The sequence below is a fragment of the Catellatospora sp. NPDC049111 genome (genome assembly GCF_040648615.1).
GTDB classification, from domain to species: Bacteria; Actinomycetota; Actinomycetes; order Mycobacteriales; family Micromonosporaceae; genus Catellatospora; species Catellatospora aurea.
In genome coordinates this window covers 166,111-192,821 of sequence record NZ_JBEZEB010000007.1, presented here as the reverse complement: position 1 = coordinate 192,821, position 26,711 = coordinate 166,111, and the positions used below count along the sequence as shown (strand labels likewise).

Annotated in this window: 25 protein-coding genes and 1 pseudogene; 15 read left to right on the top strand and 11 right to left on the bottom strand. The window is 71.6% G+C overall.

The annotated features are described in order from the left end of the window. The first annotated feature begins 33 nt into the window (after positions 1-33). Positions 34-1,335 carry a hemolysin family protein gene (locus tag AB0B66_RS13285; RefSeq protein WP_360527758.1) on the top strand — a complete coding sequence of 434 codons (1,302 nt, stop codon included), beginning with the start codon at positions 34-36 and terminating at the stop codon, positions 1,333-1,335. A 95-nt stretch (positions 1,336-1,430) separates the two neighbouring features. Here AB0B66_RS13285 and AB0B66_RS13280 read toward each other — a convergent pair whose 3' ends face one another. Beyond that, complete coding sequence (locus tag AB0B66_RS13280) at positions 1,431-1,994, bottom strand: MBL fold metallo-hydrolase (protein WP_360527755.1); 564 nt, start codon at positions 1,992-1,994, stop codon at positions 1,431-1,433. A 127-nt stretch (positions 1,995-2,121) separates the two neighbouring features. Continuing rightward, positions 2,122-2,892: an SDR family oxidoreductase gene (locus AB0B66_RS13275; RefSeq protein WP_360527752.1), complete on the bottom strand. Its 771-nt coding sequence runs from the start codon at positions 2,890-2,892 to the stop codon at positions 2,122-2,124. A gap of 184 nt (positions 2,893-3,076) precedes the next feature. On the opposite strand from AB0B66_RS13275, the gene AB0B66_RS13270 reads away from it, so the two are divergent. Next, positions 3,077-4,891 (top strand): acyl-CoA dehydrogenase, encoded by a 1,815-nt coding sequence (locus AB0B66_RS13270; protein WP_360527749.1) that lies wholly within the window; start codon positions 3,077-3,079, stop codon positions 4,889-4,891. After that, positions 4,878-5,477 carry a TetR/AcrR family transcriptional regulator gene (locus tag AB0B66_RS13265; protein ID WP_360527746.1) on the top strand — a complete coding sequence of 200 codons (600 nt, stop codon included), beginning with the start codon at positions 4,878-4,880 and terminating at the stop codon, positions 5,475-5,477. The genes AB0B66_RS13270 and AB0B66_RS13265 overlap by 14 nt, the downstream gene beginning before the upstream one ends. A gap of 36 nt (positions 5,478-5,513) precedes the next feature. Here AB0B66_RS13265 and AB0B66_RS13260 read toward each other — a convergent pair whose 3' ends face one another. Beyond that, positions 5,514-6,626 (bottom strand): ricin-type beta-trefoil lectin domain protein, encoded by a 1,113-nt coding sequence (locus AB0B66_RS13260; RefSeq protein WP_360527743.1) that lies wholly within the window; start codon positions 6,624-6,626, stop codon positions 5,514-5,516. Positions 6,627-6,808: 182 nt separating this feature from the next. Here AB0B66_RS13260 and AB0B66_RS13255 point away from each other — a divergent pair, with 182 nt between their 5' ends. Both AB0B66_RS13255 and AB0B66_RS13250 read left to right on the top strand, forming a co-directional pair. Then, on the top strand, positions 6,809-8,035 hold the full coding sequence (locus tag AB0B66_RS13255) for an ROK family transcriptional regulator (RefSeq protein WP_360527740.1): 1,227 nt from the start codon (positions 6,809-6,811) through the stop codon (positions 8,033-8,035). A 291-nt stretch (positions 8,036-8,326) separates the two neighbouring features. Then, complete coding sequence (locus AB0B66_RS13250) at positions 8,327-11,122, top strand: BTAD domain-containing putative transcriptional regulator (RefSeq protein WP_360527737.1); 2,796 nt, start codon at positions 8,327-8,329, stop codon at positions 11,120-11,122. A gap of 255 nt (positions 11,123-11,377) precedes the next feature. Here AB0B66_RS13250 and AB0B66_RS13245 read toward each other — a convergent pair whose 3' ends face one another. Beyond that, positions 11,378-11,962, bottom strand: coding sequence for a protoglobin domain-containing protein (locus AB0B66_RS13245; RefSeq protein WP_360527734.1), 585 nt, complete (start codon positions 11,960-11,962; stop codon positions 11,378-11,380). A gap of 229 nt (positions 11,963-12,191) precedes the next feature. Here AB0B66_RS13245 and AB0B66_RS13240 point away from each other — a divergent pair, with 229 nt between their 5' ends. Beyond that, a complete protein-coding gene (locus tag AB0B66_RS13240) occupies positions 12,192-13,265 on the top strand; it encodes a glycoside hydrolase family 19 protein (RefSeq protein ID WP_360527732.1) in 1,074 nt (357 codons plus the stop codon). A 35-nt stretch (positions 13,266-13,300) separates the two neighbouring features. On the opposite strand, the gene AB0B66_RS13235 is transcribed toward AB0B66_RS13240, so the two are convergent. Next, complete coding sequence (locus AB0B66_RS13235) at positions 13,301-13,543, bottom strand: dihydrofolate reductase family protein (protein WP_360527729.1); 243 nt, start codon at positions 13,541-13,543, stop codon at positions 13,301-13,303. 165 nt (positions 13,544-13,708) lie between these two features. Here AB0B66_RS13235 and AB0B66_RS13230 point away from each other — a divergent pair, with 165 nt between their 5' ends. After that, complete coding sequence (locus AB0B66_RS13230) at positions 13,709-13,999, top strand: hypothetical protein (protein WP_360527726.1); 291 nt, start codon at positions 13,709-13,711, stop codon at positions 13,997-13,999. Positions 14,000-14,015: 16 nt separating this feature from the next. Here the strand turns inward: AB0B66_RS13230 and AB0B66_RS13225 are convergent, their stop codons facing one another. Together AB0B66_RS13225 and AB0B66_RS13220 are read right to left on the bottom strand one after the other, a co-directional pair. After that, positions 14,016-14,654: an SIMPL domain-containing protein gene (locus tag AB0B66_RS13225; RefSeq protein ID WP_360527723.1), complete on the bottom strand. Its 639-nt coding sequence runs from the start codon at positions 14,652-14,654 to the stop codon at positions 14,016-14,018. A gap of 71 nt (positions 14,655-14,725) precedes the next feature. Further along, entirely contained in the window at positions 14,726-15,595 is an 870-nt protein-coding gene (locus AB0B66_RS13220) for a LysR family transcriptional regulator ArgP (RefSeq protein ID WP_360528249.1), read from the bottom strand. Between the two features lie 77 nt (positions 15,596-15,672). Between AB0B66_RS13220 and AB0B66_RS13215 the strand changes: the two genes are divergently transcribed. Further along, entirely contained in the window at positions 15,673-16,269 is a 597-nt protein-coding gene (locus AB0B66_RS13215) for a LysE/ArgO family amino acid transporter (protein WP_360527720.1), read from the top strand. 181 nt (positions 16,270-16,450) lie between these two features. Then, a complete protein-coding gene (locus AB0B66_RS13210) occupies positions 16,451-17,974 on the top strand; it encodes a catalase (RefSeq protein WP_360527717.1) in 1,524 nt (507 codons plus the stop codon). Positions 17,975-18,010: 36 nt separating this feature from the next. Here AB0B66_RS13210 and AB0B66_RS13205 read toward each other — a convergent pair whose 3' ends face one another. After that, on the bottom strand, positions 18,011-18,775 hold the full coding sequence (locus AB0B66_RS13205) for a sterol desaturase family protein (RefSeq protein WP_360527714.1): 765 nt from the start codon (positions 18,773-18,775) through the stop codon (positions 18,011-18,013). Between the two features lie 150 nt (positions 18,776-18,925). Between AB0B66_RS13205 and AB0B66_RS13200 the strand changes: the two genes are divergently transcribed. From AB0B66_RS13200 to AB0B66_RS13180, 5 genes and pseudogenes are all read left to right on the top strand, one after another. Beyond that, on the top strand, positions 18,926-19,255 hold the full coding sequence (locus AB0B66_RS13200) for a PEP-utilizing enzyme (RefSeq protein WP_360527711.1): 330 nt from the start codon (positions 18,926-18,928) through the stop codon (positions 19,253-19,255). Then, positions 19,252-19,851 (top strand): transcriptional regulator, encoded by a 600-nt coding sequence (locus AB0B66_RS13195; protein WP_360527708.1) that lies wholly within the window; start codon positions 19,252-19,254, stop codon positions 19,849-19,851. Before AB0B66_RS13200 ends, AB0B66_RS13195 begins: the two co-directional genes overlap by 4 nt. Before the next feature lie 9 nt (positions 19,852-19,860). After that, the gene (locus tag AB0B66_RS13190) at positions 19,861-20,283 is read left to right on the top strand and encodes a hypothetical protein (RefSeq protein WP_360527705.1); all 423 of its coding nucleotides are present in this window, start codon (positions 19,861-19,863) and stop codon (positions 20,281-20,283) included. A gap of 183 nt (positions 20,284-20,466) precedes the next feature. Further along, positions 20,467-20,790: a hypothetical protein gene (locus tag AB0B66_RS13185; protein ID WP_360527702.1), complete on the top strand. Its 324-nt coding sequence runs from the start codon at positions 20,467-20,469 to the stop codon at positions 20,788-20,790. 1 nt (position 20,791) lies between these two features. Next, a pseudogene (locus AB0B66_RS13180) lies at positions 20,792-21,040 on the top strand (STAS domain-containing protein); the annotation flags it as partial. Between the two features lie 34 nt (positions 21,041-21,074). Here the strand turns inward: AB0B66_RS13180 and AB0B66_RS13175 are convergent. The 3 genes from AB0B66_RS13175 to AB0B66_RS13165 all read right to left on the bottom strand — a co-directional run bounded on the left by AB0B66_RS13175 (position 21,075) and on the right by AB0B66_RS13165 (position 25,324). After that, positions 21,075-22,088: a hypothetical protein gene (locus AB0B66_RS13175; protein ID WP_360528246.1), complete on the bottom strand. Its 1,014-nt coding sequence runs from the start codon at positions 22,086-22,088 to the stop codon at positions 21,075-21,077. 494 nt (positions 22,089-22,582) lie between these two features. Further along, complete coding sequence (locus AB0B66_RS13170) at positions 22,583-23,698, bottom strand: crosslink repair DNA glycosylase YcaQ family protein (RefSeq protein ID WP_360527699.1); 1,116 nt, start codon at positions 23,696-23,698, stop codon at positions 22,583-22,585. 9 nt (positions 23,699-23,707) lie between these two features. Continuing rightward, entirely contained in the window at positions 23,708-25,324 is a 1,617-nt protein-coding gene (locus AB0B66_RS13165) for an acyltransferase (RefSeq protein ID WP_360527696.1), read from the bottom strand. Positions 25,325-25,462: 138 nt separating this feature from the next. Between AB0B66_RS13165 and AB0B66_RS13160 the strand changes: the two genes are divergently transcribed. Next, complete coding sequence (locus tag AB0B66_RS13160; protein WP_360527693.1) at positions 25,463-26,677, top strand: calcium-binding protein; 1,215 nt, start codon at positions 25,463-25,465, stop codon at positions 26,675-26,677. Positions 26,678-26,711: the final 34 nt, after the last annotated feature.

Sequence of the window (26,711 nt, the reverse complement as noted above, 5' to 3'; positions counted from 1 at the left end):
TTCTGTCTTGAACATGTCGAGGAGTGAACGCCCGTGGGCGGCTACGGCACCCAGGTTCTGCTGGTGCTTGTCCTGATGTTGATCAACGGAGCGCTTTCCGGCAGCGAGATGGCTCTCATCTCGCTGCGCGAGTCGCAGATCCAGCGGCTTGAGCGCTCCTCCTCCGGCGGCAGGGTGCTGGCGCGCCTGTCCCGGGACCCCAACCGGTTCCTCGCCACCATCCAGATCGGCATCACCCTGGCCGGCTTCCTGGCCTCGGCCTTCGCGGCGACGTCACTGGCCAAGCCACTGGTGCCGGCGCTCGCCTTCCTGGGTTCGGCGGCCGAGCCCGTCGCCATCATCATCGTCACCCTGATCCTGACCTTCCTCACCCTGGTGCTCGGCGAGCTGGCCCCCAAGCGCATCGCCATGCAGCGCGCCGAGGGCTGGGCGCTGGTCGCCGCGCGGCCGCTGGACTGGATGGCCAGCGCGTCGCGGCCGTTCGTGTGGCTGCTCGGCAAGGCCACCGACATGATCGTGCGCATCGCCGGGGTCGATCCGCGGGCCGGCCGGGAGGAGATCTCCGCCGAGGAGATCCGCGACCTGGTCGTCGCGCAGCGCAGCTTCACCGCCGAGCAGCGCGAGATCATCTCCGGGGCGTTCGAGATCAGCGAGCGTGACATCCGCGACATCCTGATCCCGCGCCGCGAAGTCGTCACCCTGCCCGCGGACCTGTCCGCCGAGGAGGGCCTGGCCGTGCTGGCCGAGACTGGCCACAGCCGCGCCCCGGTGGTCGGCGACGGCGACCTGGACTCGGTCGTCGGCGTGGTGCACCTGCGCGACCTGCTCGGCGGCGGCGGCCCGGTCGGCGAGCGCGCCCGCACCGCGGTCTTCCTGCCGGAGACGCTGTCGGTGTCGGACGCCATGCGCCAACTGCGCAACCAGCGCGAGCAGTTCGCCCTGGTGGTGGACGAGCACGGCTCGATCGACGGCATCATCACGATGGAGGACCTCGTCGAGGAGGTCGTCGGCGAGATCTACGACGAGACCGACCGCGACATCGTCTCGGTGGTGCGCGAGGCAGACGACGTGTTCCTGGTACCGGGTTCCTTCCCGCTGCACGACCTGCCGGACCTGGGCATCGACCTGAACCGGCTGGGCGAGATGGACTACACCACGGTCGCTGGCCTGGTGCTGGACAAGCTCGGCCACATCCCCACCAAGACCGGTGAGACGGTCAGGGCTCCCGGCTTCACCGCCGAGGTCACCGAGATCGACGGCCGCAGCATCGCCCAGATCCGCCTGCGCCTGGCCCGCAACCACGACCGCCACCAGGACCGCAACCCCGCCGCCTGATCATCGGACTTGCCTGGCACCTGTGCGTATCTTGAACGCGCATACGCCCAGGTGCCAGGCAAGTCGACGGATCTTGACCGGCGGGCCGTACGGCGTCAGCGCGGAGTCGTCGGGTCCGGCGTGAACGCGGGGCCGTGTCCGGGCACGATCAGGACCGGGTTCAGGGCGAGCACCCGGGCGCGGGATGCGGCCAGTGCGACCCCGTCGGCGGCGACCGGGTCTTCCGGCGGCCCGTCGGCGTGCCACCACACGTGGGTGAACGCGACGAGCCCATCGGCGGTGTCGACCAGTGTGGTGATGTCCTCGGCGGTGTGCCCGGGGGTGCGGATGAGCCGGATGGCGTCGGACAGCGCGTAGCCCTCGGCGTCCCGGCTGACCCACTGATCGTCCACGTAGTAGGCCCAGTGGTCGTGGTAGCGGGCATTGCGGAACAGGGCCGCGTTGATCGTGTGGTCCGGGTGGTGGTGGCTGAAGATCACATCGGTGACGGACTCCGGGTCGACGCCCAGCTCGGCCAGCGGCCCGAGGATCCGCTGCCGGTCCGCGACCATGCCCGGGTCGACCACCACGATGGTGTCCCCGTCCCGCAGCAATGCGACCGTGCTGGCCACCCGATCACCGACGTAACCCGCGTTCAGCACCCACCACTGCGCCGCCATGCCCTCACGCTACCGGGAGCCCGGCCCGGCCGCCCCGCTCGGCTGCACTTTCCAGGAAACTGCAGGAACTGGAAGTCCGATTGCTGCAGTTTCCTGGAAAGTGGACGCGGCGGCTGCCGGTGGGCGGTCAGGCGGTGAAGGAGTGGCGGATCAGGGAGCCGCCGTCGACGACGAGAGTCTGGCCGGTCATCCAGGAGGAGGTCTGGCCGGCCAGGAAGACCACGGCGCTGGCGATGTCCTCGGGTTCGCCGATGCGGCCGAGCGGGGTGTGCTGGTTGATCAGCTCCTCGTTGTTCTCCCACAGGGCCTGGGCGAGCTTGGTGCGCACGATGCCGGGCGCGATGCCGTTGACCCGGACCTTCGGGGCCAGCTCGGCGGCGAACTGCCGGGTCAGGTGGATGACGGCGGCCTTGGTCGCGTTGTAGTAGCCGATGCCCAGCTCGGTGGCCAGGCCGCCGACGGAGGCGATGTTGACGATCGCGCCGCCGTCGGCGGCCATCGAGGCGTGCCAGACGGCCTGCGTCCACAGCACGATGGACAGCTGGTTGACCTGCACGGTCTTCTCGGCGCGGGAGACGTCGAGATCGACCATGGGGCCGAAGTACGGGTTGGTGCCGGCGTTGTTGACGAGCACGTCGACGGAGCCGAACTCGGCGACGGCGGCGGCGACGCAGGCGTCGGCCTGGTCCTTCTCCCCCACGTGCGCGGCCTTGGCCAGGAAGCCGACCTTCGGGTACGCCGCGCGGAACTCCTCGGCGACCGCGTCCAGCGCGTCCTGCCGCCGGGAAGTCAGCACGACGTTGCAGCCCTCGGCGGCCAGGGCGGCCGCGGTGGCCTTGCCGATGCCGCGGGAGGCGCCGGTGACCAGCGCGGTACGACCTTCCAGACCTGTGCGCACAGCTTCGCCCCTTGTCAGTCCGTGATGTTGCAGTCGATGTGCGCACACCATAGCGATCCGACCGACCGGTCGGTAGGGTTGGTGAGAAGCTACATACCAACCGGTCGGTATTGACGGGGCGAGCCGGGCGCGTTTGGATGGGCAGCCTGGACGGCGGCTGGTCCGCCACGGCGAGAGGGTGGGCATGAGCCACTACCGGAGCAACCTTCGTGACCTGCGGTTCAACCTGTTCGAGGTGTTCGCCCTCGGCGAGAAGCTGGGCACGGGACGCTTCGCCGAGCTGGACGCCGACACCGTCGAGCACATGCTCGCCGAGGTGGAGCGGCTGTCGGTCGGGCCGATCGCGGCGTCGTACGCCGACGTGGACCGTCACCCGCCCGTCTACGACCCGCAGACCCACTCGGTGACGATGCCGGACGGCTTCCGCCGCTCGTACCGGGCGTGGATGGACGCCGAGTGGTGGCGGCTGGACATGCCCGCCGAGGCCGGTGGCGTCGTCGCGCCGCGCGCCCTGTGGTGGGCGCTGATCGAGCTGGTCCAGGGCGCGCAGGCGCCGGTGTACATGTACGGCGGCGGCCCCGGCTTCGGCGGCCTGCTGCACCGCATGGGCACGCCCGAGCAGCAGCGCATCGCCGAGATCATGATCGAGCGCCAGTGGGGCGCGACCATGGTGCTGACCGAGCCCGACGCGGGCTCCGACGTCGGTGCGGGCCGCACCCGGGCCGTGCCGCAGGCCGACGGCTCCTGGCATCTCGAAGGCGTCAAGCGGTTCATCACCTCGGGCGAGCACGACCTGAGCGAGAACATCATGCACTTCGTGCTGGCCCGGCCGGTGGACACGCCCGGCGCGGGCGGGCCGGGCACCAAGGGCCTGTCGATGTTCCTGGTGCCGAAGTTCCACTTCGACCACTCCTCCGGCGAGCTGGGCGAGCGCAACGGCGTGTACGCCACCAACGTCGAGAAGAAGATGGGCCTGAAGGTCTCCAGCACCTGCGAGCTGACCTTCGGCCAGCACGGGACTCCCGCGCAGGGCTGGCTGGTCGGCGAGGTGCACGACGGCATCGCGCAGATGTTCAAGGTGATCGAATCGGCGCGGATGCAGGTCGGCGTGAAGGCGATCGCGACCCTGTCGACCGGCTACCTCAACGCCCTCGACTACGCCCGCCAGCGGGTGCAGGGCCCGGACCTGACCCGCGCGGCGGACAAGACCGCACCGCGGGTCACCATCGACCGGCACCCCGACGTGCGGCGCATCCTGATGCTGCAGAAGGCGTACGCCGAGGGCCTACGCGCCACCTACCTGTACACCGCCGGCTGGCTGGACCGCGACCACGCGCAGGGCGCGAACGTCAACGACCTGCTGCTGCCGATCGTGAAGGGCGTCGGCTCGGAGCGCTCCTACGAGATGCTGGCGCTGTCGCTGCAGACCCTCGGCGGCTCGGGTTACCTGCAGGACTACCCGATGGAGCAGTACATCCGGGACACGAAGATCGACACCCTGTACGAGGGCACCACCGCGATCCAGGGCCAGGACTTCTTCTTCCGCAAGATCGTGCGGGACCGTTCCGTCGCGCTCGACCTGCTCGTCGGCGAGATGGAGCAGTTCCTCGACGCCAACGAGTCCACCGACGAGCTGAAGCTCGAATGCGAGTCGCTGCGCGAGGCGATCGCCGACGTGCGCGGCATGGTGGCGACCATGTTCGGCTGGCAGCAGGCCGCCGGCGACGACGTCACCGAGGTCTACAAGGTCGGCCAGAACACCACGCGACTGCTGATGAGCGTCGGCGACCTGGTGATCGGCTGGCTGCTGGTCCGGCAGGCCGCGGTCGCGCTGGCCGCCCTGGACGGCGCGACCGGCGACGACGTGGGCTTCTACCAGGGCAAGCTCGCGGTGGCGCGGTTCTTCGCGCGTACCGTGCTGCCGGAGCTGTCCGCGCGCCGGCGGGTGCTGGAGGCGACCGACAACGCGCTGATGGAGATCCCGGATGGGGCGTTCTAAAGCCGACGGCGGGGCCGGGGTGCGCACGCGCATCCTGGCCGCGGCCTGCGACCTGTTCGCCGAGCAGGGCTACGACGCGACCTCGGTGCAGCAGGTCGTCGACCGCGCCGGAGTCACCAAGGGCGGCCTGTACCACTACTTCGGCGCCAAGGAGGACCTGCTCGTCGAGATGTACCGGGCGGTGTTCAGCGAGCGGCTCGCGGCACTGGACACGATCCTGGCGCAGGGCCGTGATCCGGAGTGGACGCTGCGGGCGATCATCGACGACATCGTGGTGGGCACGGCCGCGATGCGGCGGGAGTCGGCGGCGGTCTCACGCGAGCTGGCCACCATGGACAGCGGGCGGACCCAGCGGCTGCAGGCCGACTGGCGGCGCTACCAGGAGGCGGTGCGGGGCCTGATCCGGCAGGCGCAGCAGGACGGGGTGTTCAGCCCGGCGGCGTCCCCGGAGGTGGTCTCCTGGTCGATCTTCGGGGTGACGAACTCGCTGCACACCTGGTTCCGCCCGGACGGCCCCAAGCCGCCCGAGGTGATCGCCCGCGAACTGGCGGACTTCGTGCTGGCCGGGCTGAAGGCGGCGGTCTGAGGGCGAGGGTGGGCTCGCGCCCACCCTCGCCCCGGGTCACCGGGTGAACCAGCGCTGCGCGCCGGTGCCGTTACAGGTCCACAGGTGCACGATGGTGCCGTTGGCGGTGCCGCTGGAGCGGGCGTCGACGCACTTGCCCGAACCCGCGCCGACGATGGTGCCGTTCGCGTTGAACGTGAAGCGCTGTGCGGCGGTGCCGTTGCAGGGCCAGACCTGGATCTTCGTGCCGTCGGCGGTGCCGTTGCCGTTCACGTCCAGGCACCGGTCGCCGTAGACGCGCAGCTCACCCGCCGCGGTGCGGGTCCAGAGCTGGTTGGCGGCGCCGTGGCAATCCCACAGGTGCACCTGCGAGCCGGGGCCGGCGGTGCCGGTGCCGGAGTCGTCGAGGCAGCGGTTGGACAGCGGGTTGGACAGCAGCGCGGCCGAGCCGACCGGCGGCACGGCGACGGGGGCGAGGCTGCCGGGCACGGACTGCAGCGCGGCGTGCCACTTCGCGGCCATCTTGTCGTAGCCGGTCTGGTTGGGGTGCAGCCCGTCGGCCAGGTCGGCCAGGGTGAGCGCGGCGTGCATGTCCACCAGGTGGGTACGCGGACCCTTCTGCGCGACGATGCCGGGGATCGCGGCGTTGAACGTCAGCGAGCGCGCCTCCTCGGTGGCGTTGCTACGCGGGATGACCTGTGCGACGAAGATCTCGGTCTGCGGCCCGAGCAGCCGGATCCTGTCGATGAGGGCCGACAGCCGGGCCGGGGCGTTGGCGACGTCGTAGTTCTGGCCGATGTCGTTGGTGCCGATGTGCAGCAGGACGGTGCGCGGCGCGTACGCGCGCATCCAGTTGACGATGTTGGCGTCGAGCTGGTCGATGCGCCAGCCGGAGTGGCCCTCGTGGTCGTGGTCGCCGAGGGCGGCGGGGCCGTTGAAGCCGGAGCCGACCAGGTCGACGGTCTGCCCGGCGGCCGCCATGCGCTGCCAGAGGTTGATGCGGTAGCCGCCGGGCACGTTGAACCCGTCGGTGATGGAGTCGCCCAGCGGCATGACGCGTACGCCGCCGTTGGTCTCGGCGTAGGCCGGGGCGGACGTGAGCAGGGTCAGACCGCAGCAGGCGGCGAGCACGGCGGCGAACGCCGGCAGCCTGCGCAGGAAACGGCGCATGAGCGGTCCCTTCGATCAGGTAGGGGCTCGCGTGACGCCGTCCACGCAAACAATCTCGTCAATGCGTGAGTTTTACGGCTATCGATGGGAATGTCAATGGTCCGGTGGCGGAGGCTGGGCTGCGGCAGGTTCCGTCCCGTATCGTTGATCCTTCAACGTCACCAGCCGCAAGGTGCTCACCGATGCCGACCAGTCCTGCGACGCTGCGGGCCGACCTCGCTCCCGAGGAGGCTTCGCAGCCGAACCTCGGCGCGCTCCTGCGGCACGTGCACCGCGACGGGCCGCTGTCACGCGCGGTGCTGGCCGAGCGGATGAACCTCAACCGCAGCACGATCATGGGGCTGACCACGAAGCTGGCCGCCGCCGGCTTGGTGCACGAGCGCCGCCCCGCGGGCGAGGGCCGCTCGGGCCGCCCGTCGCTGGTCGTCACCCCCGCCGCGCAGCAGGTGTACGTGCTGGCCTTCGATGTCGCGGTGGACCGGCTGGTCGCGGCGCGGGTGTCGCTGGGCGGAACAGTCCAGCAACGCCGGGTCGCACCCCGCTCGCGCTCCGGCCCCGACCTCGATGCCGTGGTGAGCGTGCTGGCCAGGTTCGGCCGGGAGCTGCACGAGGCCGCACCGCCGGGGGCGGTCTGCGTCGGCGTCGGCGCGTCGTACTGCGGGATGATCCGCCCCGGCGACGGCATGGTCCGCTACGGCCCCTACCTGGGCTGGGTCGACCAGGCCTTCGGCACCGAACTCGGCGAGCAGCTGGGCCTGGGCCTGCCCGTGGCCGTCGGCAACGAGGCTCACCTGGGCGCACTTGCCGAGCACGAGCGCGGCGCCGGGGTCGGCGTGCAGAACCTGGTCTACCTGCACGGTGACGTCGGGGTCGGCGGCGGCATCATCGTCGGCGGCGAGGTCCTCGACGGCGAAGCCGGGTACGGGTGCGAAGTCGGCCACATGCTGGTCAATCCGCATGACGGGCGGCCGTGCTCGTGCGGCGCGCGTGGCTGTCTGGAGGCCGAGGTCGGCGAGCGGGCCCTGCTCGACGAGGCCGGACGGCCGGCCGACCTGATCGGACGCGAGGCGGTGCGCGCGGTGGTGGCGGACGCCGAGCGCGGCGACCCGGCGGCTCAGGCGGCGGTGCGGCACGTCGGCGACTGGCTCGGCATCGGCGTCGCGAACCTGATCAACCTGTTCAACCCGGGCATGGTGATCTTCGGGGGCATCATGCGCGACGTGTACCTCGGCGCCGAGCCGCAGATCCGCAGCCGGATCGAGCGCCACGTGCTGCCCGTGTCACGCGAGCGGGTGCGACTGGCCACCGCTGGGCTCGGCGACGACACCACCCTGCTCGGCGCGGCCGAACTGGCTTTCACCGAGCTGCTGGCCAACCCGCTCGGCGTGATGGCGCGGGCCGGGCGCTGACGGCGGCAGGCTCATCAGGACCAGGCCCCGGGGCGTGGCGGCCGCGCGGTGCGGGCGGATCCGCGGACCCGCCCACACCGTCAGCGACAGACCTCCACGTCAGACGCCCGTATGGTCATCGACGACGGTCCGCCCCCGGACCGCGCGACGACCACCCCCGTTACCTTCCCGGGCGTCCCGTTCGGGCACCTGCCCCACGACGCGACCAGCGCGTCGTGAGATCGTCTTGCCACGGAACAGTCTCTGCTACAGGACCTATCCGTTTCCTATGCGCGAAGGGCGGGGCACGACGTGGCGGTGTTCGGCATCCTCGGGCCGGTGTCGGTCACCGCGCCGTCCGGGACCGTGCCGATCGCCCGGCCGCGCAACCGGGCCGTGCTCGGCTACCTGCTGCTGCACGCCGGGCGGCTGCAGTCCACCGAGCAGATCGTGGACGCGCTGTGGGGCGGAGCCGTGCCGTCCACCGCGCCCGCGCAGGTGTACGCGGCGATCTCCGCGCTGCGCGCCGGCCTGCGCCCGGCCGGGCTGGACACCTGCCTGATCAGCCGCGCCCCCGGCTACCTGATCGAACTGGCCCCGGGGCAGCTCGACCGCGACCTGTTCAGCGCGGGCGTCGCCGCCGCTCGCACGGCCGCCGACAGCGCGGACCTCCCCGGCGCGGCCCGGCACGCCCGCGAGGCGCTGAAGCTGTGGCGCGGACCCGCGCTGGCCGACATCACCGCAGCGTACGCCGAACCGGCCCGCGCCCACCTCGACGAGCAGCAGGCGCTGGCGTACGAGCTGCTCGCCGATGTCGAGCTGGCCCTGGGCCGGCACACCGACCTCGTCCCCGAGCTGCTCACCTGGACCGCCGCCCACCCCATCCGGGAGCGGCTGGTCAGCCGCCTCATGCTCGCCCTGTACCGGGCCGGGCGGCAGGCCGACGCGCTCGGCACGGCCCGCGACCTGCGCCGGCTGCTGCGCGACGAGCACGGCCTCGACCCCGGTCGTGAGGTCACCGACCTGGAGGCTGCCATCCTGCGCCGCGACTCGGCGCTGGACCCGTCGCCGCCGTCCGCGGTCGCCGCCGCGGCCACGCCGGCCGGGCACGTCGTGCCGGCGCAGCTTCCCGCACCGGTGCCGGGGTTCGCCGGACGCGCGCTCGACCTGGCACACCTCGACCACCTGCTCGACGCGTCCGGGCCGCGCAGCGTGGTCGTGTCCGGCACCGCCGGGGTCGGCAAGACCGCACTGGCCGTGCACTGGGCGCACGGGGTCACCGGGCGCTTCCCCGACGGCCAGCTGTTCCTCAACCTGCGCGGCTTCGACCCGCGGCAGCCGGCACTGCCCGCCGAGGTGGCCGTACGCGAGCTGCTGCAGGGCCTGTCGGTGCCCGCCCGGGAACTTCCCAACAGCCACGACGCGCAGGTCGGCCTGTACCGCAGCCTGATGGCGGGGCGGCGCATGCTGGTGGTGCTCGACAACGCCGCCGACGCCGAACAGGTCCGCCCGCTGCTGCCCGCCTCCGCCGGTTCGCTGGCCCTGATCACCAGCCGCAACCGGCTGTCCGGGCTCGCGGTCACCGACGGCGCGGCAACCCTCGCCCTCGGCCTGCTCGACGCCGACGAGGCCAGGCAGCTGCTCGCCAACCGCATCGGACCGGCCCGGATCGCCGACGCCCCCGGTGCGGCCGACGACATCGTCGCGCGGTGCGCCCACCTGCCGCTGGCGCTGTCCATCGCCGCGGCGCGGGCCGCCGAGGACCCGCGTACGCCGCTCGGCACGGTCGCGGCGCAGCTGCGTGCCAGCGGCGACGGCCTGGCCCCGTTCACCGGTGAGGACGCGGCGTCCGACATCCGCTCGGTGCTGTCGTGGTCCTATCGTGCCCTCAGCGACCCGGCGGCGCGGCTGCTGCGGCGGCTCGGCCTGCACCCCGGTCCCGACATCGGCGACGACGCGGCCGCCGCCCTGGTCGGAGCCCCGGTGGAACAGGTCCGTCCACTGCTGCGCGAGCTCGACCGGGCCAGCCTCGTCGCCGTGCCGCACCCCGGCCGGTACACCCTGCACGATCTGCTCCGCGCGTTCGCCGTCGAGCTGGCCGAGCACCACGACGGGCCCGAGCGCACGCCGACACTGCGGCGGCTGCTCGACTTCTACCTGCACAGCGCCGTCGCCGCGGCGGTCCTGGTCGATCCCGCCCGGGAGGCGGTCGCGCTGGACCGGCCCGCCGACGGCGTCACCGCGCGCACGTTCACCGAGCGCGACACGGCGGTCGCCTGGCTGCACGCCGAGCACCACGCGGTACTGGCCGCGGTGCGGCTGGCCCACGCCGAGGGCTTCGACACCCACACCTGGCAGCTGTCGTGGAGCCTGGTGTCCTACCTGAACTGGCAGGGCCACCACTACGACTGGCGCGAGGCGCAGGATTTCGCCCTGGCCGCGGCGTACCGGCTGGGTGACCGGGTCGTGCAGGCTCGCACCCACCGCGGCGTCGGGCGCGGCCTGAACGCCGCCGGCCGCGCGGACGAGGCGATGGCGCACTACCACGATGCCCTGCGGATCTACCGGGAGCTGGGCGACGTGGTCGGGCAGGGCGCGATCCACCTGAACATCGGCGCGCTGCACGACCGGCAGCGCGAGCACGAGGCGGCGCTCGACCACAGCCGGCTGGCGCTCGACCTGTACCGCCGGGCCGGGTACGAGCTCGGGCAGGCACGAGCCCTGAACAACATCGGCTGGGCGTACACGCAACTGGGCGAGCACCGGCTGGCGATCGAGCCGTGCCGGGAGGCGATCGCCGTCTGCCAGTCGCTGGGCGACGTGAACAGCGAGGCCGACGCCTGGGACTCGCTCGGCCATGCGCTGCACCACAGCGGACTGGTCGCCGAGGCGATCGACGGCTTCCAGCGCGCCCTGGCGATCTACCGGACGGTGGGCAACCGGGGGCTGGAGGCGGTGATCCTCATCCATCTGGGCCAGGCGCACCGGACCGCGGGCGACCTCGACGCGGCCGAGCGGGCCTTCGAGCAGGCCGCGGCGATCCGTGACGACCTGGGCGCCACCGCGGCCGAGCAGGTCCGCGCCCTGAGCACGCCACGACCGGCCTGAGCCGCACCGCGGCGACGACCGTCCGCCTCAGCCGACGTGGGCAGGTCCCGCAGGGGTCGCGTCAGGGTAGGTCGAGGAGCATGTCGACGGCCGGTTCGGCCCACCGTGTCCTGCGCGTGCAGTGCCCGGAAGGTGAACCGGGTGCCCGCGACGGTCAACCGACGTGTCAGCGGCGCGGGATCGACGGCGAGAGCAGCGAGAACCGGCAGCACACCACCACCCTCCCGCACGGGCCTGTTCGCAGCACTCCGTTTATCACCAGCCCTCGCCCGCGATGTACGGCCGGCACCACAGCGCCGCCTGCAAGGTGACCGCCTTGAACCAGGCCTGGTGCATCGCCTCGACCTCGTCCGGAGTGTGGCCCTTGCGGGCCAGGAACGGCCGCATGGTCGCGGTGATCGGCACGATGAAGGCGATCAGGTAACGCATGTTGATCAGTGGCACGGACGTCGCGTCGTCGGTGGTGTTCTTCTTCGCGGCGGTGTGCCGCAGCCCGATCTCCTCGGCGTAGTCCAGCCACGCCTGGTCGTACGGCCGGTTGCAGGTGTCGAGGATCCACTGCCCGAACCGAGCCCGCACCCGCCGCTGGTAGTCGTCGATGAGCTGCCCGTCCGGGGTGGAGAAGTAGGCCACCAGGAACGGGTGCGCCAGCACGAAGCCGTACCAGACGTCGAGCACGTCTTCGACCTGGTCGGCGAGCACCTCGCCCGCCTGGCGCAGGGCGGCCTCGTCGGTGGGTCCGAACAGCACGCTCTCCTTGAGCCGCGTCAGCTCGTCGAGGGTCACCGGCGACCGGGCCGCCTCGGCGGTGCCGTAGGTGTATCCGGGGATCTGCGTCATCCTGGTGCTCCCTGTCCGCCCGATCCGGCATTCCGTATGGACGGTAGCTGCGATTTCGCCGTTTTTGGGCGGTTTCGCGGATCGCGCCCGGCCGGACCCGTTTCGACCAGGACAGAACGGCACGGCATATGACTGTTAGGAAGCTTTCTTTATTGATACTCTTCGTCGCGAGCGCTCGCCCCCAGGTCCCTCACGAGCCGCCGGCGCTGCGCCGCGGAGAGGAGTCCCCATGTCACGACAACGTTCCCTGGCGCTGGCCGGAGTGCTGGCGGTCGTCGCCGCGCTCGCCGTCATCCTGCCCTCGTCGTCCGCGTCCGCCGCGAACTGCGTGGCCGCGTGGCAGTCGTCGGCCGTCTACACCGGAGGCATGACCGCCTCCCACAACGGCCGCAACTGGCTGGCCCGCTGGTGGACCCAGAACGAGACGCCCGGCGTCGCCGAGGTCTGGTCCGACCAGGGCACCTGCACCGGCGGCACCACACCCCCGCCCGGCGGCACCTGCAACCACCCCAACTGGGCAGCGGGCACCTGGTACACCACCGGCAGCATCGTGCGCTACACCAACGGGCTGTACTACATCGCTGAGCACGACAACCCGGGCTACGACCCGACGATCAGCACCTGGTACTGGGACCCGTACACCTGCAGCGGCACGCCTCCGTCGACCCCGCCGACCAACCCGGGCGGCTTCGTCGTCTCCGAGGCGGCCTTCAACCAGATGTTCCCGGGCCGCAACTCCTTCTACACCTATCAGGGCCTGATCGCCGCGCTGAGCGCCTTCCCGTCCTTCGCCACCACCGGCAGCGACACCGTCCGCCGCCAGGAGGCCGCCGCGTTCCTGGCCAACGTCAGCCACGAGACCGGCGGGCTGGTCCACATCGTCGAGCAGAACACGGCCAACTACCCGCACTACTGCGACGCCGGCCAGCCCTACGGCTGCCCGGCCGGGCAGGCCGCCTACTACGGCCGTGGCCCGATCCAGCTGAGCTGGAACTTCAACTACAAGGCCGCCGGTGACGCGCTCGGCCTGCCGCTGCTGACCAACCCGTGGCTGGTGCAGCAGGACGCGTCGGTCGCCTGGCGCACCGGGCTGTGGTACTGGATGACCCAGAACGGCCCCGGCACGATGACCGCGCACAACGCCATGGTCAACGGCGCGGGCTTCGGTCAGACGATCCGCAGCATCAACGGGTCCATCGAGTGCAACGGCGGCAACCCGGCCCAGGTCCAGAGCCGGGTAACCAAGTACCAGCAGTTCGTCCAGATCCTCGGCACCACCGCCGGTGCCAACCTGTACTGCTGACCGCGGCGGGCGGCGCCTCGTCGGGGCGCCGCCCGTCACCCGTCGCGGCGCTCGTAGTGCAGCAGGACGACGCCGTTGCCGAAGGAGCGGGTGCGCTGGAGGCGCAGGTCGTGCCGCCGGTCCGACGGCTGGAACAGCGGGCGGCCGCGGCCCAGGACGACCGGGTGCACGTAGAGCCTCAGCCCGTCGACCAGGTCGAGTTCGAGGAACACCGCTCCGAGCGCCGCCCCGCCGACCGCGATGTCCCCGCCGACCTGCTCGGCGATCTCGCGGATCATGACGGCCTCCTCGCCGACCATCTTAAAGTCGCGGTCCGACACCACCCCGGCCGACGCCGCACCATGATCGACGGAGTTGCCCGGCACATGGGCGTATCTTGACCCGCCATACCCACATGTGCCGGGCAAGTCGAACGACCTTGACGGGGCGGGCACACTCGGCGGATGGGAGTCGACGTCGCAGCGCTGGTGATCGTGCTGGGTGAGGTGCGGGCCTGGTTGGCGCAGCCGGACAACGACTTCTCGTGGTCGTCCTTCGTGGACGCCGATGCCGCGCTGGCCGAGATCGACGACCTGATCGCCCGAGTCCAGGCCGAGGGCCGGGTGCCGTTCGCGCTGTCGGTGCTGTTCGCCCCGACCGGCCCCATTCAGGAGGTGGCCCTGTCCAGCGGCTGGGGCGACGAATTCCTCACTCTCGCCGCCTGGTTCGACGCCGCGTCAGCCGGGGACCGCTGACCGCTCGCGGGCGTGATCACGCTATGGCGAAGCCCATGATCACCGCAGCCGACACGACCACGTGGCCGGGCGCGAGCGATCCTTCAGCAGCGTCGAAACCCACGCTGCCGCCGCGCTCCAGCTCGGGCGCGTCCAGGTCCACGTCTTCCAGGTGCAGGAGCGGGCCGACCTGGACACCCGCGGAGGCCGCGTACGCTGCCGCCTTCGCCCGTGCCGCCTCGACCGCCTGTGCCCTGGCCTCGTCGCGCAGCTGCTTCTTCGCGCTGACGTCGAACTCCACCGAGTCGATCTCGGAGGCGCCGGCGCGCACCAGGTCGACGAGCAGCATCTGCACCGAGTCGAGGTTCGTGGTCGAGACCGAGAACGAGGCGCTGCACCGGTAGCCCAGGAAGCGCTGCTCGCCGTCGCCCCACTCCCACGCACTCTTCAGGTCGAGGCGTGAGCCGTCCACGGCGGAATCCGGCACGCCGTGTCCACGCAGCACCTCCCGGACCGCGCGGACCTTCTTGTCGACGGCTTCGAACGAGGCCTGCGGCTCCGGCTCCACCCGGGAGACCCGCAGCTTGACGCGCACCAGGTCCGGTGCCCGCTTCACGCTCGCCGCACCGGAGACGCTGATGCCCCACGGCTGCGCGATCATCTGCTTGGGCGACATGGCGCTCCTGACGGGACATGGCTGCGAGGACGCATCAGCATAAGGCCGCCCGGCGATCGCGGCCGTCCCCGTCAGCGCAGGGCGGTGGCGGCGGCCGCCTGGACCGCCGAGGTGAGGGCGGCGAGGGCATCCGACTCCAGCCGCCAGTGCTGCCAGTACAGCGGGACGTCGAGCCTGCGGCCGGGCACCAGTTCGCGGTAGTGGTCCGAGTCGGCGACCGGCTCCGGCACCATGCCCCAGCCCAGCCCGAGCCGGATGGCCTCGTCGAACGCGGTCACCGACGGCACGTAGTGAATCGGCGGGTCCAGGTCGCGGCGGGTGAGCGTACGCAGGAACCGGTGCTGCAGCCGGTCCTTGCGGTTGAGCACGACCATCGGCGCGTCCGCCAGCGCCACGGGGGTGACCCCGTCGCCGAACCACGTGCCGAACACGGCCGGCGCGGCGACGGCCCGGTATCGCATCGCGCCCAGCCGCCGCGACCGGCACCCCTGCACGGGCACGTTCTGCGCGGTGACCGCGGCCATCACGGTGCCGCTGCGCAGCAGCTCGGCGGTGTGCTCCTGGTCGTCGGTGTACATGTCGAACAGCAGCCGGAGCCCGTTCGGCACCGCGGCGAGCGCGGGCATGAACCAGGTCGCCAGCGAGTCGGCGTTGACGACGATCGCGGCCCTGGTCCAGTCGCCGCCACGGCCGCCCCGCGCGGTGGCGAGCGCCTCGCGTTCGAGCAGCGCGACCTGCCCGGCCAGTCGCAACAGCGGCTCCCCCGCCACAGTGGCCTGGCACGGCTTGGACCGGCGGACCAGGACCTGCCCGGCGGCCAGCTCCAGCGCCTTGATCCGCTGGCTGACCGCGGACGGGGTCACGCTGAGCACCCGCGCGGCGGCGTCGAAGCTGCCCTCGCGTACGACGGCGGCGAACGTCTCCAGCTGTGCCGAGTCCAGACTCACATCAGTGATGCTAATGCTAGGTAAGAAACATTAGCTGGAGTGAGGACGGCGGCGGCCTTACCGTCGGACACATGATCACCTCTCTGCTCGCCGGGTTCACGTCCGCGCTGGCGCTGATCGTCGCGATCGGCAGCCAGAACGCCTTCGTGCTGCGCCAGGGCCTGCGCCGCGAGCACGTGCTGCCCGTCGTGGTGACCTGCGCGGCCGCCGACGCGCTGCTGATCGCGGCCGGGGTCGGCGGGCTCGGCTCGCTGGTCGCCGATCGTCCCGGCCTGCTCGCGGCGATCCGCTGGGGCGGGGCCGCGTTCCTGCTCGGATATGCCGTGCTGGCGGCCCGGCGCGCGCTGCGGCCCGGCCGTCTCGACCCGCGCGACGGGGCGGCCGCGCCCCTGCGGGCCACGCTGCTGACCTGCCTGGCGTTCACGTTCCTCAACCCCCACGTGTACCTCGACACGGTGCTGCTGCTCGGCGGCCTCGCCGTGCGCGACCCGAGCCGGTGGCTCTTCGCCGCCGGGGCGGCGGCGGCCAGCGTCGTCTGGTTCGCCGCGCTCGGCGCGGGCGCGCGCCGCTTGGCCCCGGTGCTTACCAGGTCGGCGACATGGCGGGTGCTCGACGCGGCTATCGCGGTGACGATGACCGTCATCGCGATCGGCCTGCTCGCCGGATGAACCGCGGGCCGGGGCGGTGATTCGTCGTGCGGCCGCGAGTGTGCATCATCCAGGGCAAAATGGGTAAGCGAGAGCCAGGAAGATCGCCGGAACAGTCGTGCGCCTAGACGGCTCGACGGGGCCGGCCACGAGGTTCGCGCACCGCGTGGCGGGGGCGGCCCATGAGGAGAGGAACGCGCCGATGACGTCACCAGACCCGCGTCCCACGACCACCGATGCCGGCATCCCGGTCGCCAGCGACGAGCACTCGTTGACCGTGGGTCCGAACGGTCCCCTGCTGCTGCAGGATCACTACCTGCTGGAGCAGATGGCCAACTTCAACCGCGAGCGCATTCCGGAGCGCCAGCCGCACGCCAAGGGCGGTGGGGCGTTCGGCACGTTCGAGGTGACCCAGGACCACAGCGCCCACACCCGGGCGGCGGTGTTCCAGCCGGGCGCGAAGACCGACGTGCTCATCCGGTTCTCCACCGTCGCGGGCGAGCGCGGCAGCCCTGACACTTGGCGCGACCCGCGGGGGTTCGCGGTCAAGTTCTACACCGGCGAGGGCAACCTGGACATCGTCGGCAACAACACGCCGGTCTTCTTCATCCGGGACCCGCTCAAGTTCCAGCATTTCATCCGGTCCCAGAAGCGGCGGGCGGACAACAACCTGCGCGACCACGACATGCAGTGGGACTTCTGGACACTGTCACCGGAGTCGGCGCACCAGGTCACCTGGCTGATGGGCGACCGCGGCATCCCGCGCAGCTGGCGGCACATGAACGGCTACGGCAGCCACACCTACATGTGGATCAACGCGCAGGGCGAGCGGTTCTGGGTCAAGTACCACTTCAAGACCGACCAGGGCATCGAGTTCTTCACCCAGGACGAGGGCGACCAGATGGCGTCCGCGGACACCGACTACCACCAGCGGGATCTGTACGAGCACATCGCGGCCGGGCAGTTCCCGAGCTGGACCCTGCACGTGCAGATCATGCCGTTCGAGGACGCCAAGACCTACCGGTTCAACCCGTTCGACCTGACCAAGGTATGGCCGCACGGCGACTACCCGCTGCACGAGGTCGGCCGGATGACCCTGAACCGCAACGTCACCGACTATCACACCGAGATCGAGCAGGCCGCGTTCGAACCCAACAACCTGGTCGCCGGGACGGGGCTGTCGCCGGACAAGATGCTGCTCGCCCGCGGGTTCAGCTACGCCGACGCGCACCGGGCCCGGCTGGGCGTGAACTACAAGCAGATTCCGGTCAACGCGCCCAAGGTCCCGGTGCACAGCTACTCCAAGGATGGCGCGATGCGGGTCGTCAATGTCAGCGACCCGGTGTACGCGCCGAACTCCTACGGCGGGCCGCAGGCGCGGCCGGAGTTGACCGACGACGGCGGGCTCTGGTACAGCGACGGCGAGATGGTTCGCGCGGCGTACACCCTGCGCCCGGACGACGACGACTGGGGCCAGGCCGGGACGATGGTTCGCGAGGTGCTCGACGACGACGCCCGGCACCGGCTGGTCGACAACATCGTCGGGCACCTGCTCAACGGAGTCAGCGAGCCGGTGCTGGAGCGGGCGTTCCAGTACTGGCACAACGTCGACAAGGATCTCGGCGACCGCGTCGAGAGCGGCGTGCGGGCCAAGCAGGGTGAACGGGATCCGAAGGCCGCCAAGCAGGCTAATCCGGCTCGGACGAGCATGCAGCAGAAGGCCTGAAGACGACGGCGCCGATCACCTACGACAGGCGGGAGGTCACGGACACCGGGCGGGGCGGGCGGGCAGGCCCGTCCGGCGGCGGTCGTAATCGTCGTCCAGGGTCCGGAACAGCCGGTCCCACAGCGTTGTGTAGAAGCCGAGGTTACGGGCCGGGTTGAAGTGGTGCATGGTGTGCATGGTCGGTGTGGCCACGATCGTGAAGAACCGGGAACGGCGCCAGCGCAGCGGCAACGGTTCCACGCCGAGGTGGCCGAAGACGCCGAAGACCAGGTTCACCACGGTGTAGCCCACCAGCGCCCACACGCTGAACGGCACCACGGCGAGCACCAGCAGCCACAGCGCCCCGAAGGCGATCACCTCACCCGGGTGCAGCGCGAACAGGGTGATCGGCCGGGCGTCGACGAACCGGTGGTGCAGCCGGTGCCCCAGCGGGTAGAGCGGCGGCAGGTGGGCCAGGGCGTGGCCCACATACGACGCGAAGTCCATGATGAGCAGCAGCACCAGCAGGTCGACGGCGATCCACCAGGTCGTGTCGAGGTCGAGCCGGATCACGTCGAGGGTCCACAGCTTCCACCCGGCCAGGGTGACCCCGGTGTTGAGCACGACCGCGCCGGCGGCCAGCCACAGCTGCAGCGGCTCGGCGCGCCCCGTGTCCGGCATCAGCCGCACCGCACGCGACAGCCGCAGCACGGCCGTGCCCAGGCCGACGCCGACCAGCAGAATCAGCACGTTCTCTGCCAGGAACAGCAGCGCCGCCGCCCACATCGGCAGGTCTCGAAGGTACGCGGCGACCTCATGCATGCCAGGAGGATACGAGCCGCGGACGCATCGCGTGCTCCCCTGGATTGTTGACAGCCACTCTGCCCCAGGCGATGCTGGCCACATGAGTCGATCATCGAGACTGACCTGGGCGCAGATCGCCGAAGCGGCCCGGCTCGGCGGGGACGGCTCGTGACCGGCGCGGTCACCGGCGTGCCCGCAAGCCCCGGCCGGGCGCTGGGAACGGCGAGGCTGGTGCGTTCCGTCGACGACTTCGGCCGCCTGCGGCCCGGCGACGTGCTCGTCTGCCGGACCACGGACCCGGCCTGGACCCCTCTGTTCCACCTCGCCGCCGCGATCGTCACCGAGACCGGTGGGCTGCTCAGCCACGCCGCGATCGTCGCCCGCGAGTGCCGCATCCCCGCCGTCGTCGGAGCCGCCGACGCGATGACGCTGCTGCCGGACGGAGCGCAGGTCCTCGTCGACGGCGCCCTCGGCACGGTCACCGGGGTGGCGCGTTGACGGCCCACCCGTCGCCCGCCGAACTGCTGGTGCTGCATGCCGTACGGCTCAAAGGGTTCGCCGGGACCGAGGCCGTAGCCGCCCGCTTCGGTCTCGACGCCGCGCAGACCCACGAGGACCTGCTCGACGCCGAGGCGTACGGCCGGGTCACCCGCGCCTCGTTCGCCGGGCTGACCGGCTGGTCGCTCACCGAGGCCGGCCGCCGCCACAATGAGGCCCAACTGCGCGACGAGCTCGACGCCCACGACGCCCGCGACGCCGTCGCCGCGATACACGACGACTTCCTGCCGCTCAACTCGCAGGCCACCCGGACGTTCACGGCCTGGCAGCTCGGATCCATGGACGGCCCTCAGCAGGCGGTGCCCGGCGACCTGCTCGGGCAGCTCGCCGAACTCGCGCAGCGGCTGCGCCCGCTCGAAGGACGGCTTACCGAGCGCCTGACCCGGTTCCGCGGATACCACCAGCGCTTCGCCGAGGCGCTCGCGCGGGCCGCCGACGATCCGGCCTGGATCACCGGCATGGAGGTCGACTCGTGCCACCGCGTCTGGTTCGAGCTGCACGAGGACCTCATCGCGTCGCTGGGCATCGCCCGATAGTCTTCCGGCGTGGACTTCCTGGAGCTGCGCGCCGTCGTGCCCGGCCCGCGACTGTTCTTCGACGGCGTCGACCCCACCACCAGCCGACCTGTGCGCTCGACCGTCTACAGCGGACACCTATGCCTGGCCAGGCGCGCGGGTTTCCGCGGCGCGGTGCGCCTGGAGGACCTCCAGGAGTTCTCGGTGTTCCTGCCGGACAGCCTGCCGTACCCGCAGCCGCCGTCGGCGCTGTCGGTGGAGCTGAGCGTGCGCCGGTTCCGCAGCACCGGCAACATCGGCGCGGTGCACGTCGGAGCGTGCGACGAGCGCATCGAGGTCGCCGACGACCCGCGCGGCGGCGAGCACCGCTGGCTGCGGCTGACGTTCCGGACGCCGATCTACTCCCACGACCAGGTCGAGATCAACTACCGGGTGACCGCCCAGTCGGCCTGATCGAGCGGTCGGCGGATTGACTGGAACAACGCCGGCTCCGCACCGCCGCCCGGGGACGGGGTGCGGAGCCGGTCTTGGTTCACTCACAAGTCGTTGCTCCTCAACCGGTTCGCCGAAGTGCGCCCGGGTTTCCGATGACCGTCGAGCCTTGCGGCGATCGTAGGATCGTGCGAACGTCGTCACGTGAGTACCCGCAGGGTGACCGCCGATGTGAAGACCGTGCTGGCAGCGGTCCCGGACCCGCTCGTGGCCTCCGGCAGCGACGCGGTGCTGTCTGCGCTGGCCGACGCGCACGCCCGGCGGATGCGCGCCGACGAGGAGATCCGCCTGCTGCTGGCGTACGGTCGCCAGTTCGTGTATCCGCACCCGTACACGCTGGGCGAACTGGCATCGGCGGCCGGCATGTCGGTTTCGGGCGTGCGCACGGCCTACGGGCCCCAGGACGTCGCCAAGGTCGCGGCGGCGACCGGGCTGGAGCCGGTGCCCTCAGAGACGGAGGAGAGTTGACGTGGGCGCCGCCGACGTCAACGTGCACGACCACGAACCGGGCGAGGCGCTCGTGGCCGTTGCCGGCGAGATCGATCTGACGGTCCGCGACGAACTGCAGGACACGCTGTCCGCGACGATCCACGAGCCCGGCGTCACGAAGGTCGTCGTCGACCTCTCCCGGGTCACGTTCATGGACTCGACCGGGCTGCACGTCCTGCTGACCGCCCGGGAGCGGGCACGGAGTTCGGGCGTCGGCTTCCGCGTCGTCGGAGTCACCGGCCTGGTCCAGCGGGTGCTGGCGGTCACCGGCGTCCTGGAACTGCTGACCGGGGAAGCTCTTGAACTGGACGAGCCGGTGGCGGCGTGGACGTCCGCCGACGACCCGCCGCTGGACCTGCCCCAGACCACCGAGGGCTTACGGCCACCTGCACAGCCACCACGATGAGCGACGCCAGCACCGCGAAAGCCAGCACCGTCTGCCCGTCGGGGTGGACCACCGACTGGCCCCGCGCGGCCTGCCAGGTGAGCAGCGCGAACACACCCGTGTAACCGAGGGCGGCGACGCCCGTGAGCCGGGCGCGGATCCGTTCGTCGCGCAACCGGCCGCGGCGGGCGGCGAGCAGGCCCAGCACGGCCGCGACGAGCAGCAGGACCTGGATGCCGTGCAGGCCGACGAAGTGCGGCACGCGCAGGTCGCCGCCGGTCGTGCTCCAGTGGGTGAGGGCCATGCCGTTGCCGTCGGGGTCGCCGATGCCGTGGCCGCCGGTCATCGACACCGGGTGGCCGTCGGCGTCGGCCACCGTACGGGGCCCGGCCCCGTTGCTGAGCCAGACGGCGACGACCATGCCGGCAACGGCGAGTCCTAGCCCGGCCCGCAGCGCGACGGTCAGCGCGCGGTCGCCGGTGCGCTGGATCAGCACCAGGACCGCGATGACCAGCGTGGTCAGCAGGAGCGGCAGGACGCCGACGTTGAACGCCGTCCGCACGGTCCGGGCGACCGGGTCGGCGTTGGCGTTGAAGTGGCTGACGGTGCCGTGTGCGGCGGCGTAGACGACCGTGCCGACATCGAGCAGCCCGGCGACCGCGAAGACGGTGCCCAGCCACCAGCCGAGGCGCCTGCCCTTGCGCAGCCTGCTGAGCAGCCAGGCCAGCGTGAGGCCGTACACCCCCATGGCGAAGCCGAACTTCAGGGGTTTCAGCCAGACCGACTCGCCCAGCAGCAGGCGGTCGTCGGCGAACAGACCCACGGCACTCGCCAGGGCCAGGGCGAACATGGCCGCGGCGTTGGCCGTCAGCGGGCGGTGCCAGCCGCGCATCGCGCCGACGGCTGAGGTGAGGATGCTCCTGGAATTTTCCACGCCACGAGCCTCGTGGAACCGGTGACGCCGAACCATGCGGCCGACCCCCGGGTCTGTGCGGGGGTTCACCTCACCGTGATCCGGTGCACGGGGGTAACGCGGGCATCAATGGGCCCACCGGTCACTCCTGTGCCGCCGGCCGGGGCGCTCGCCGACCCCATCAGGCCACTCACCGTAGAGATGTGACTACATTGCGTGAAAAAATCTTGGCGGCACCCTGGACGACCGCAGGTCAGGCGGCATAACGTTTGCACCAGTGGCGCGACGCTCGATGAAGGCCCCAGGGTCCCAGCGGGCCGGCCCGGCCGGGAATCCGTTTCCGGTTGGTGGCGCCGAGCGAAGTGCACAGGGGGATGGGTGGACAGATGCCGTTGGGGGACGGCGTTCACCCGGACAGTGAAAGGCCGGCGGTCGCTAACGGGGGTGAGCGACCGCCGGCCGCTGTCTGCCCGTCAGTCGCCGGGCAGATCCAGGTTCAGCCCCAGCCAGGCCGCCAGCTCCGCGATCTCCCGGTCGACCGCCGCCGTCATCGCCTTCGTGAACGGCACGTCCCGGTGCACCGCGTCCACCCGCAGCACCCCGGCCCGCCGGTCGGCGGTGGCGTCGAGCTTGCCGACCAGCCGGTCTCCGTACAGGATCGGCATGGCCCAGTAGCCCCACCGGCGCTTGGCGGCGGGTTTGTACATCTCCAGCTGGTACTCGAACTCGAACAGCTCCGCCATGCGCTTGCGGTCGAAGACCAGCCGGTCCAGCGGCGACAGCAGCACCGCCCGGCCGGCGAACGGCCGCTCCAAGCCCTCCAGCTGTGCCGGATCCACCCGCCACCGGCCCCGGAGCCCTTCGACCACGGCGGGTTCACCGGTCTCGGCCACGTCGACCGGCTCGGCGGGCTGCTGCGCCCCGCGGGCACGGGCGACCCCCAGCGAACGCAGCCGCCGCTGCGAGCGGATCAGCGCGGCCTCACCGGCCGGGACCACACGGTCGTCGGGGAAGATGCGCTCGGCCAGGTCCCACAGGCGCTCGCGGCCGTCGCGTCCCGCCACCGAGACCTCGCCGCGCGCCTCCATCAGCTCCAGCATCTTGAGCACGTTGCGGTCGTTGCTCCAACCGCTCGACGGCCACCGCAGCTCGCACGTGTCCGGCAGCTCGCGCGCCGGCAGCGGGCCGTCCGAGCGCAGCCGCCGCAGGATGTCCAGCCGGCAGCCGCGGTTGGCCTCGACCCAGTCGCGCCGGTACTCCTGCCAGTCGAGCAGCTCGCCGCGGCCGGGCCAGTCCGCCATGTCCGCGCGGTACAGCGCCAGGTCTTCCGCGGGCCGGATCATGCCCTGCACCTCCAGCAGGGACTGGTTGCCGACCGCGGCCTCCAGGTCGGCGGGCCGGTACGCCGAGCCGAGGCGGGACCACAGCACCAGGTCCGCGTTCGGCGCGACAGCCGCGGTCTGGTCGGCCTGTAGCAGGGTCAGCTGGCGTACGACGTCGAGCAGTGACAGCGGCCGGGGCCGGTCGAGCAGCTGGGCGCGTACCGCGATGGTGCGCGCCTGGGCGCGGGTGAGCTCGTGGATCCGCACCCGCAGAGCCTAGGCCACGGCACCGACATCGCTCCCGGACTCAGGCGCGGGTTCGGGCCGGTGGACCCCGCGCGGGCGGTAGCCCAGCGCACCGCTCTCCCCCAACACGTCCGCGAGCAGCCAGATGATCGCCAGCCACATCTCCGTGCCCTGCAGGCCCGGCAGGTGTTCCGTGCCGGTGGTCGGCGCGGGGCTGAAGGCGAATCCCGCGCCGGGGTGCCAGCGCGTGAGCGTCGCGGCGAGCCGGTCGCGCGCCCAGGCCTGCACCTCGGTCCGCCGGTGGCGGGTCTGCCGCCCGCACAGCCACAACGGGTGGATCACATCGAGCACGTCGCAGGCGGTGCCGCGCCCGTCGCCGAAGAACCGGTCGTCGCGGGCGTGGGCCAGCACGGTGTCGATCGTCTGCTCCGGACGCGGCACCGGCAGCCCGAACTGCGCGAACGTGCCCCGGGTGAGCCGGTAGTAGCCGTTGACCGGCTGCCGCCAGCCCTGCGCCGCACTCGGGCCGCCCCACAGCCCGGAAAAGGCGTCCTGCCGCGTCAGCAGCCAGCCGAACAGCGTCTCCACCGGTTCGTCCGGGTCGAACAGCCGACGGTTCCAGTGCAGCCCGGTGGCCAGGATGTCGACCCAGTCCCCCGCGCTCCAGGCCTGCCGCGCCCACGGCAGGCCGTCCAGCTCCGCCACGAGCCGGGCCGGGTCCAGCCGCACGGCTGCGACCGGGTGCGGCAGTCGCGCGCCGAGCAGGTCCAGGGCATACCCGACCGACAGCACGTGGTATGCCGAGCCGCTGTCGAGCCTTGGCCGCCCGGCCTCGCCCAGCTCGGGAATGAGTCCGGTGGCCGGATCCTGGAGCGCGGCGAGCCGGCGGACCAGCTCTTCCCGGCCGAGCTGCGGTGGGGGCGCGTCCAGCAGCAGGTCCGCGATCTCGACCGCGTCGCACACGGCGCGCACGGTGGGCGCGGCCGAAGGCTGATCGGTGAACGTCTCACCCGTCCAGCACCGGTCGAGCAGCCGCTCAGCCTGATCACGGGCCTGTGCCGCGAAGCCGGCCAGCTTCGCCGGCAGACCGAAGGGGCGGGACTGGTCGCGGCGGTCGCGGATGCGGCGGGCCGGGTTGCCGACCATCACCGACCAGGCGGGAACGTCCTTGGTGACGACGGCGCCCGCGCCGATGATGCTGTGCGCGCCGATGGTGACGCCGTCGAGGACGATCGCGTTCGAGCCGATCCACACGTCGTCGCCGACGACGATCCCCTTGGCCACGATGGGCTGCTGATGAATCGGCGTCCCGGGTTCGGTGGAGTGGTTGAAGCCGACCAGCGAGGCGTGCGCGCCGACGCGCACCCCGGAGCCGAGGCGCACCGGGCCGCGTACGACCGCGTACGGGTTGAGGCTGGTGTTGTCACCGAGCTCGACCTCGCCGGTGAGGTAGACGTGCGCGGCGAGGTAGGAGTCCGCGCCGACCGTGAGATCGGCCTGATGGATGGCGGCGAGCGGCGACACGAACGCCCTGTCGCCCGCGGTCCGCAACCCGGCCAGCCCGCGTTGGAAGGTTAGTTGCGCCTCGCGTTCGTCCTGGGTGGCGTTGTCGGCGAACAGCCACGGGCAGAAGTCGAACTCACTCATGGCGGAGATCATCTCGCATCCGGCGGCTGCCGCCCACCCTGTCGGATGCACGATGCGGCTCTCATCCGACACATCGCGTGCCGGCACGGCGGCCTCAGATGTGATGGGATCCCCGGCAAGTCTGATGAGGAGCGTCGTATGGCCCGACTCACCGCCCGCCTCGGCCTCGTGACCTGTGTGCTGGTCGCCGCGACCGCCGGCACCGGCACGCCGGCGTCGGCCGACACGAGCGCCACCGTGTTCGACAGCGGTGGGACGTACAACTTCGAAGACGCCGAAGGCGTGCACGACCTGAGGCTCACGGTGTCCAGTTCGGGTTCGACGATCGTGTTCGACGCCGACAGCACCATAGTGCCGGGCCACGGATGCCGGCGCCCGGACGTGGCCGACCCGACGGTGGCACACTGCCTGCATGACATCGGCTCCGGCTCGCTTGCCCTGTTCGTGTCAGCCGACGGCGGCGACGACCATGTCGAGCTGAACCTGGGTTTCCCCGGCCCCGTCAGCCACTCGACGCTGCTCGGCGGTGACGGCGACGACGTGCTCATCGGCGGTGACGGATCCGACACCATGTTCGGCGGGTCGGGTGCCGACGAGATGTTCGGGCGGGGCGGCGACGACAATTTCGCCTACAGCGTCGGACCCGACCTGATGGCCGGCGGGCCCGGCGTGGACCTGGTGGATTACGCGGTATCGAGCCTCACGGACGGGGTACGCGCCAGCGCGGACGGCATCGTGGGCGACGACGGCCCGCTGGGTGAAGGCGACACCATCGGTGGCGACGTCGAGAACCTTCGCGGAACCCCGTACGGCGATGTACTGGTCGGCAACTCCCTGCCGAACAGGATCCAGGGCTGCCAGGGCGCCGACCGGATCTTCGGCGGCAGCGGCAACGACACCTTCCTGGCCGCCGAACCGGGCAGCTGCTCCACCCTCGGGACACGGAGCGCGGACCACATCGACGGTGGCGCAGGCCTCGACACGGTCGACTACTTCGGCCACGGCGCTCGCGTGTGGGCCGATCTGGACGACGTGGTGGGTGACGACGGCGCGAGCGGCGAGGGCGACTCGATCGTCGGCGCCGAGAATCTCGTCGGAACCGAGTTCAACGACGTGCTGATCGGCAACGCCACTTCCAATATCATCTCCGGCGGCCGCGGCGACGACCTCATCATCGGCAACAACGGTGTCAACACGCTCAACGGGAACGAGGGCGACGACGTGCTGCACGGCGGCGCGGACAGCGATGTCCTGAACGGCGGCAACGGCGCCGACGACCTGTTCGGCGGCGCGGGCTTCGACTGGTGCGACCTGGGCTTCGACGGCCGCGTCAAGTACCACTGCGAGCTGTGAGCACCGGCGAGGGCGTTCCTTCCGCCACATCCGT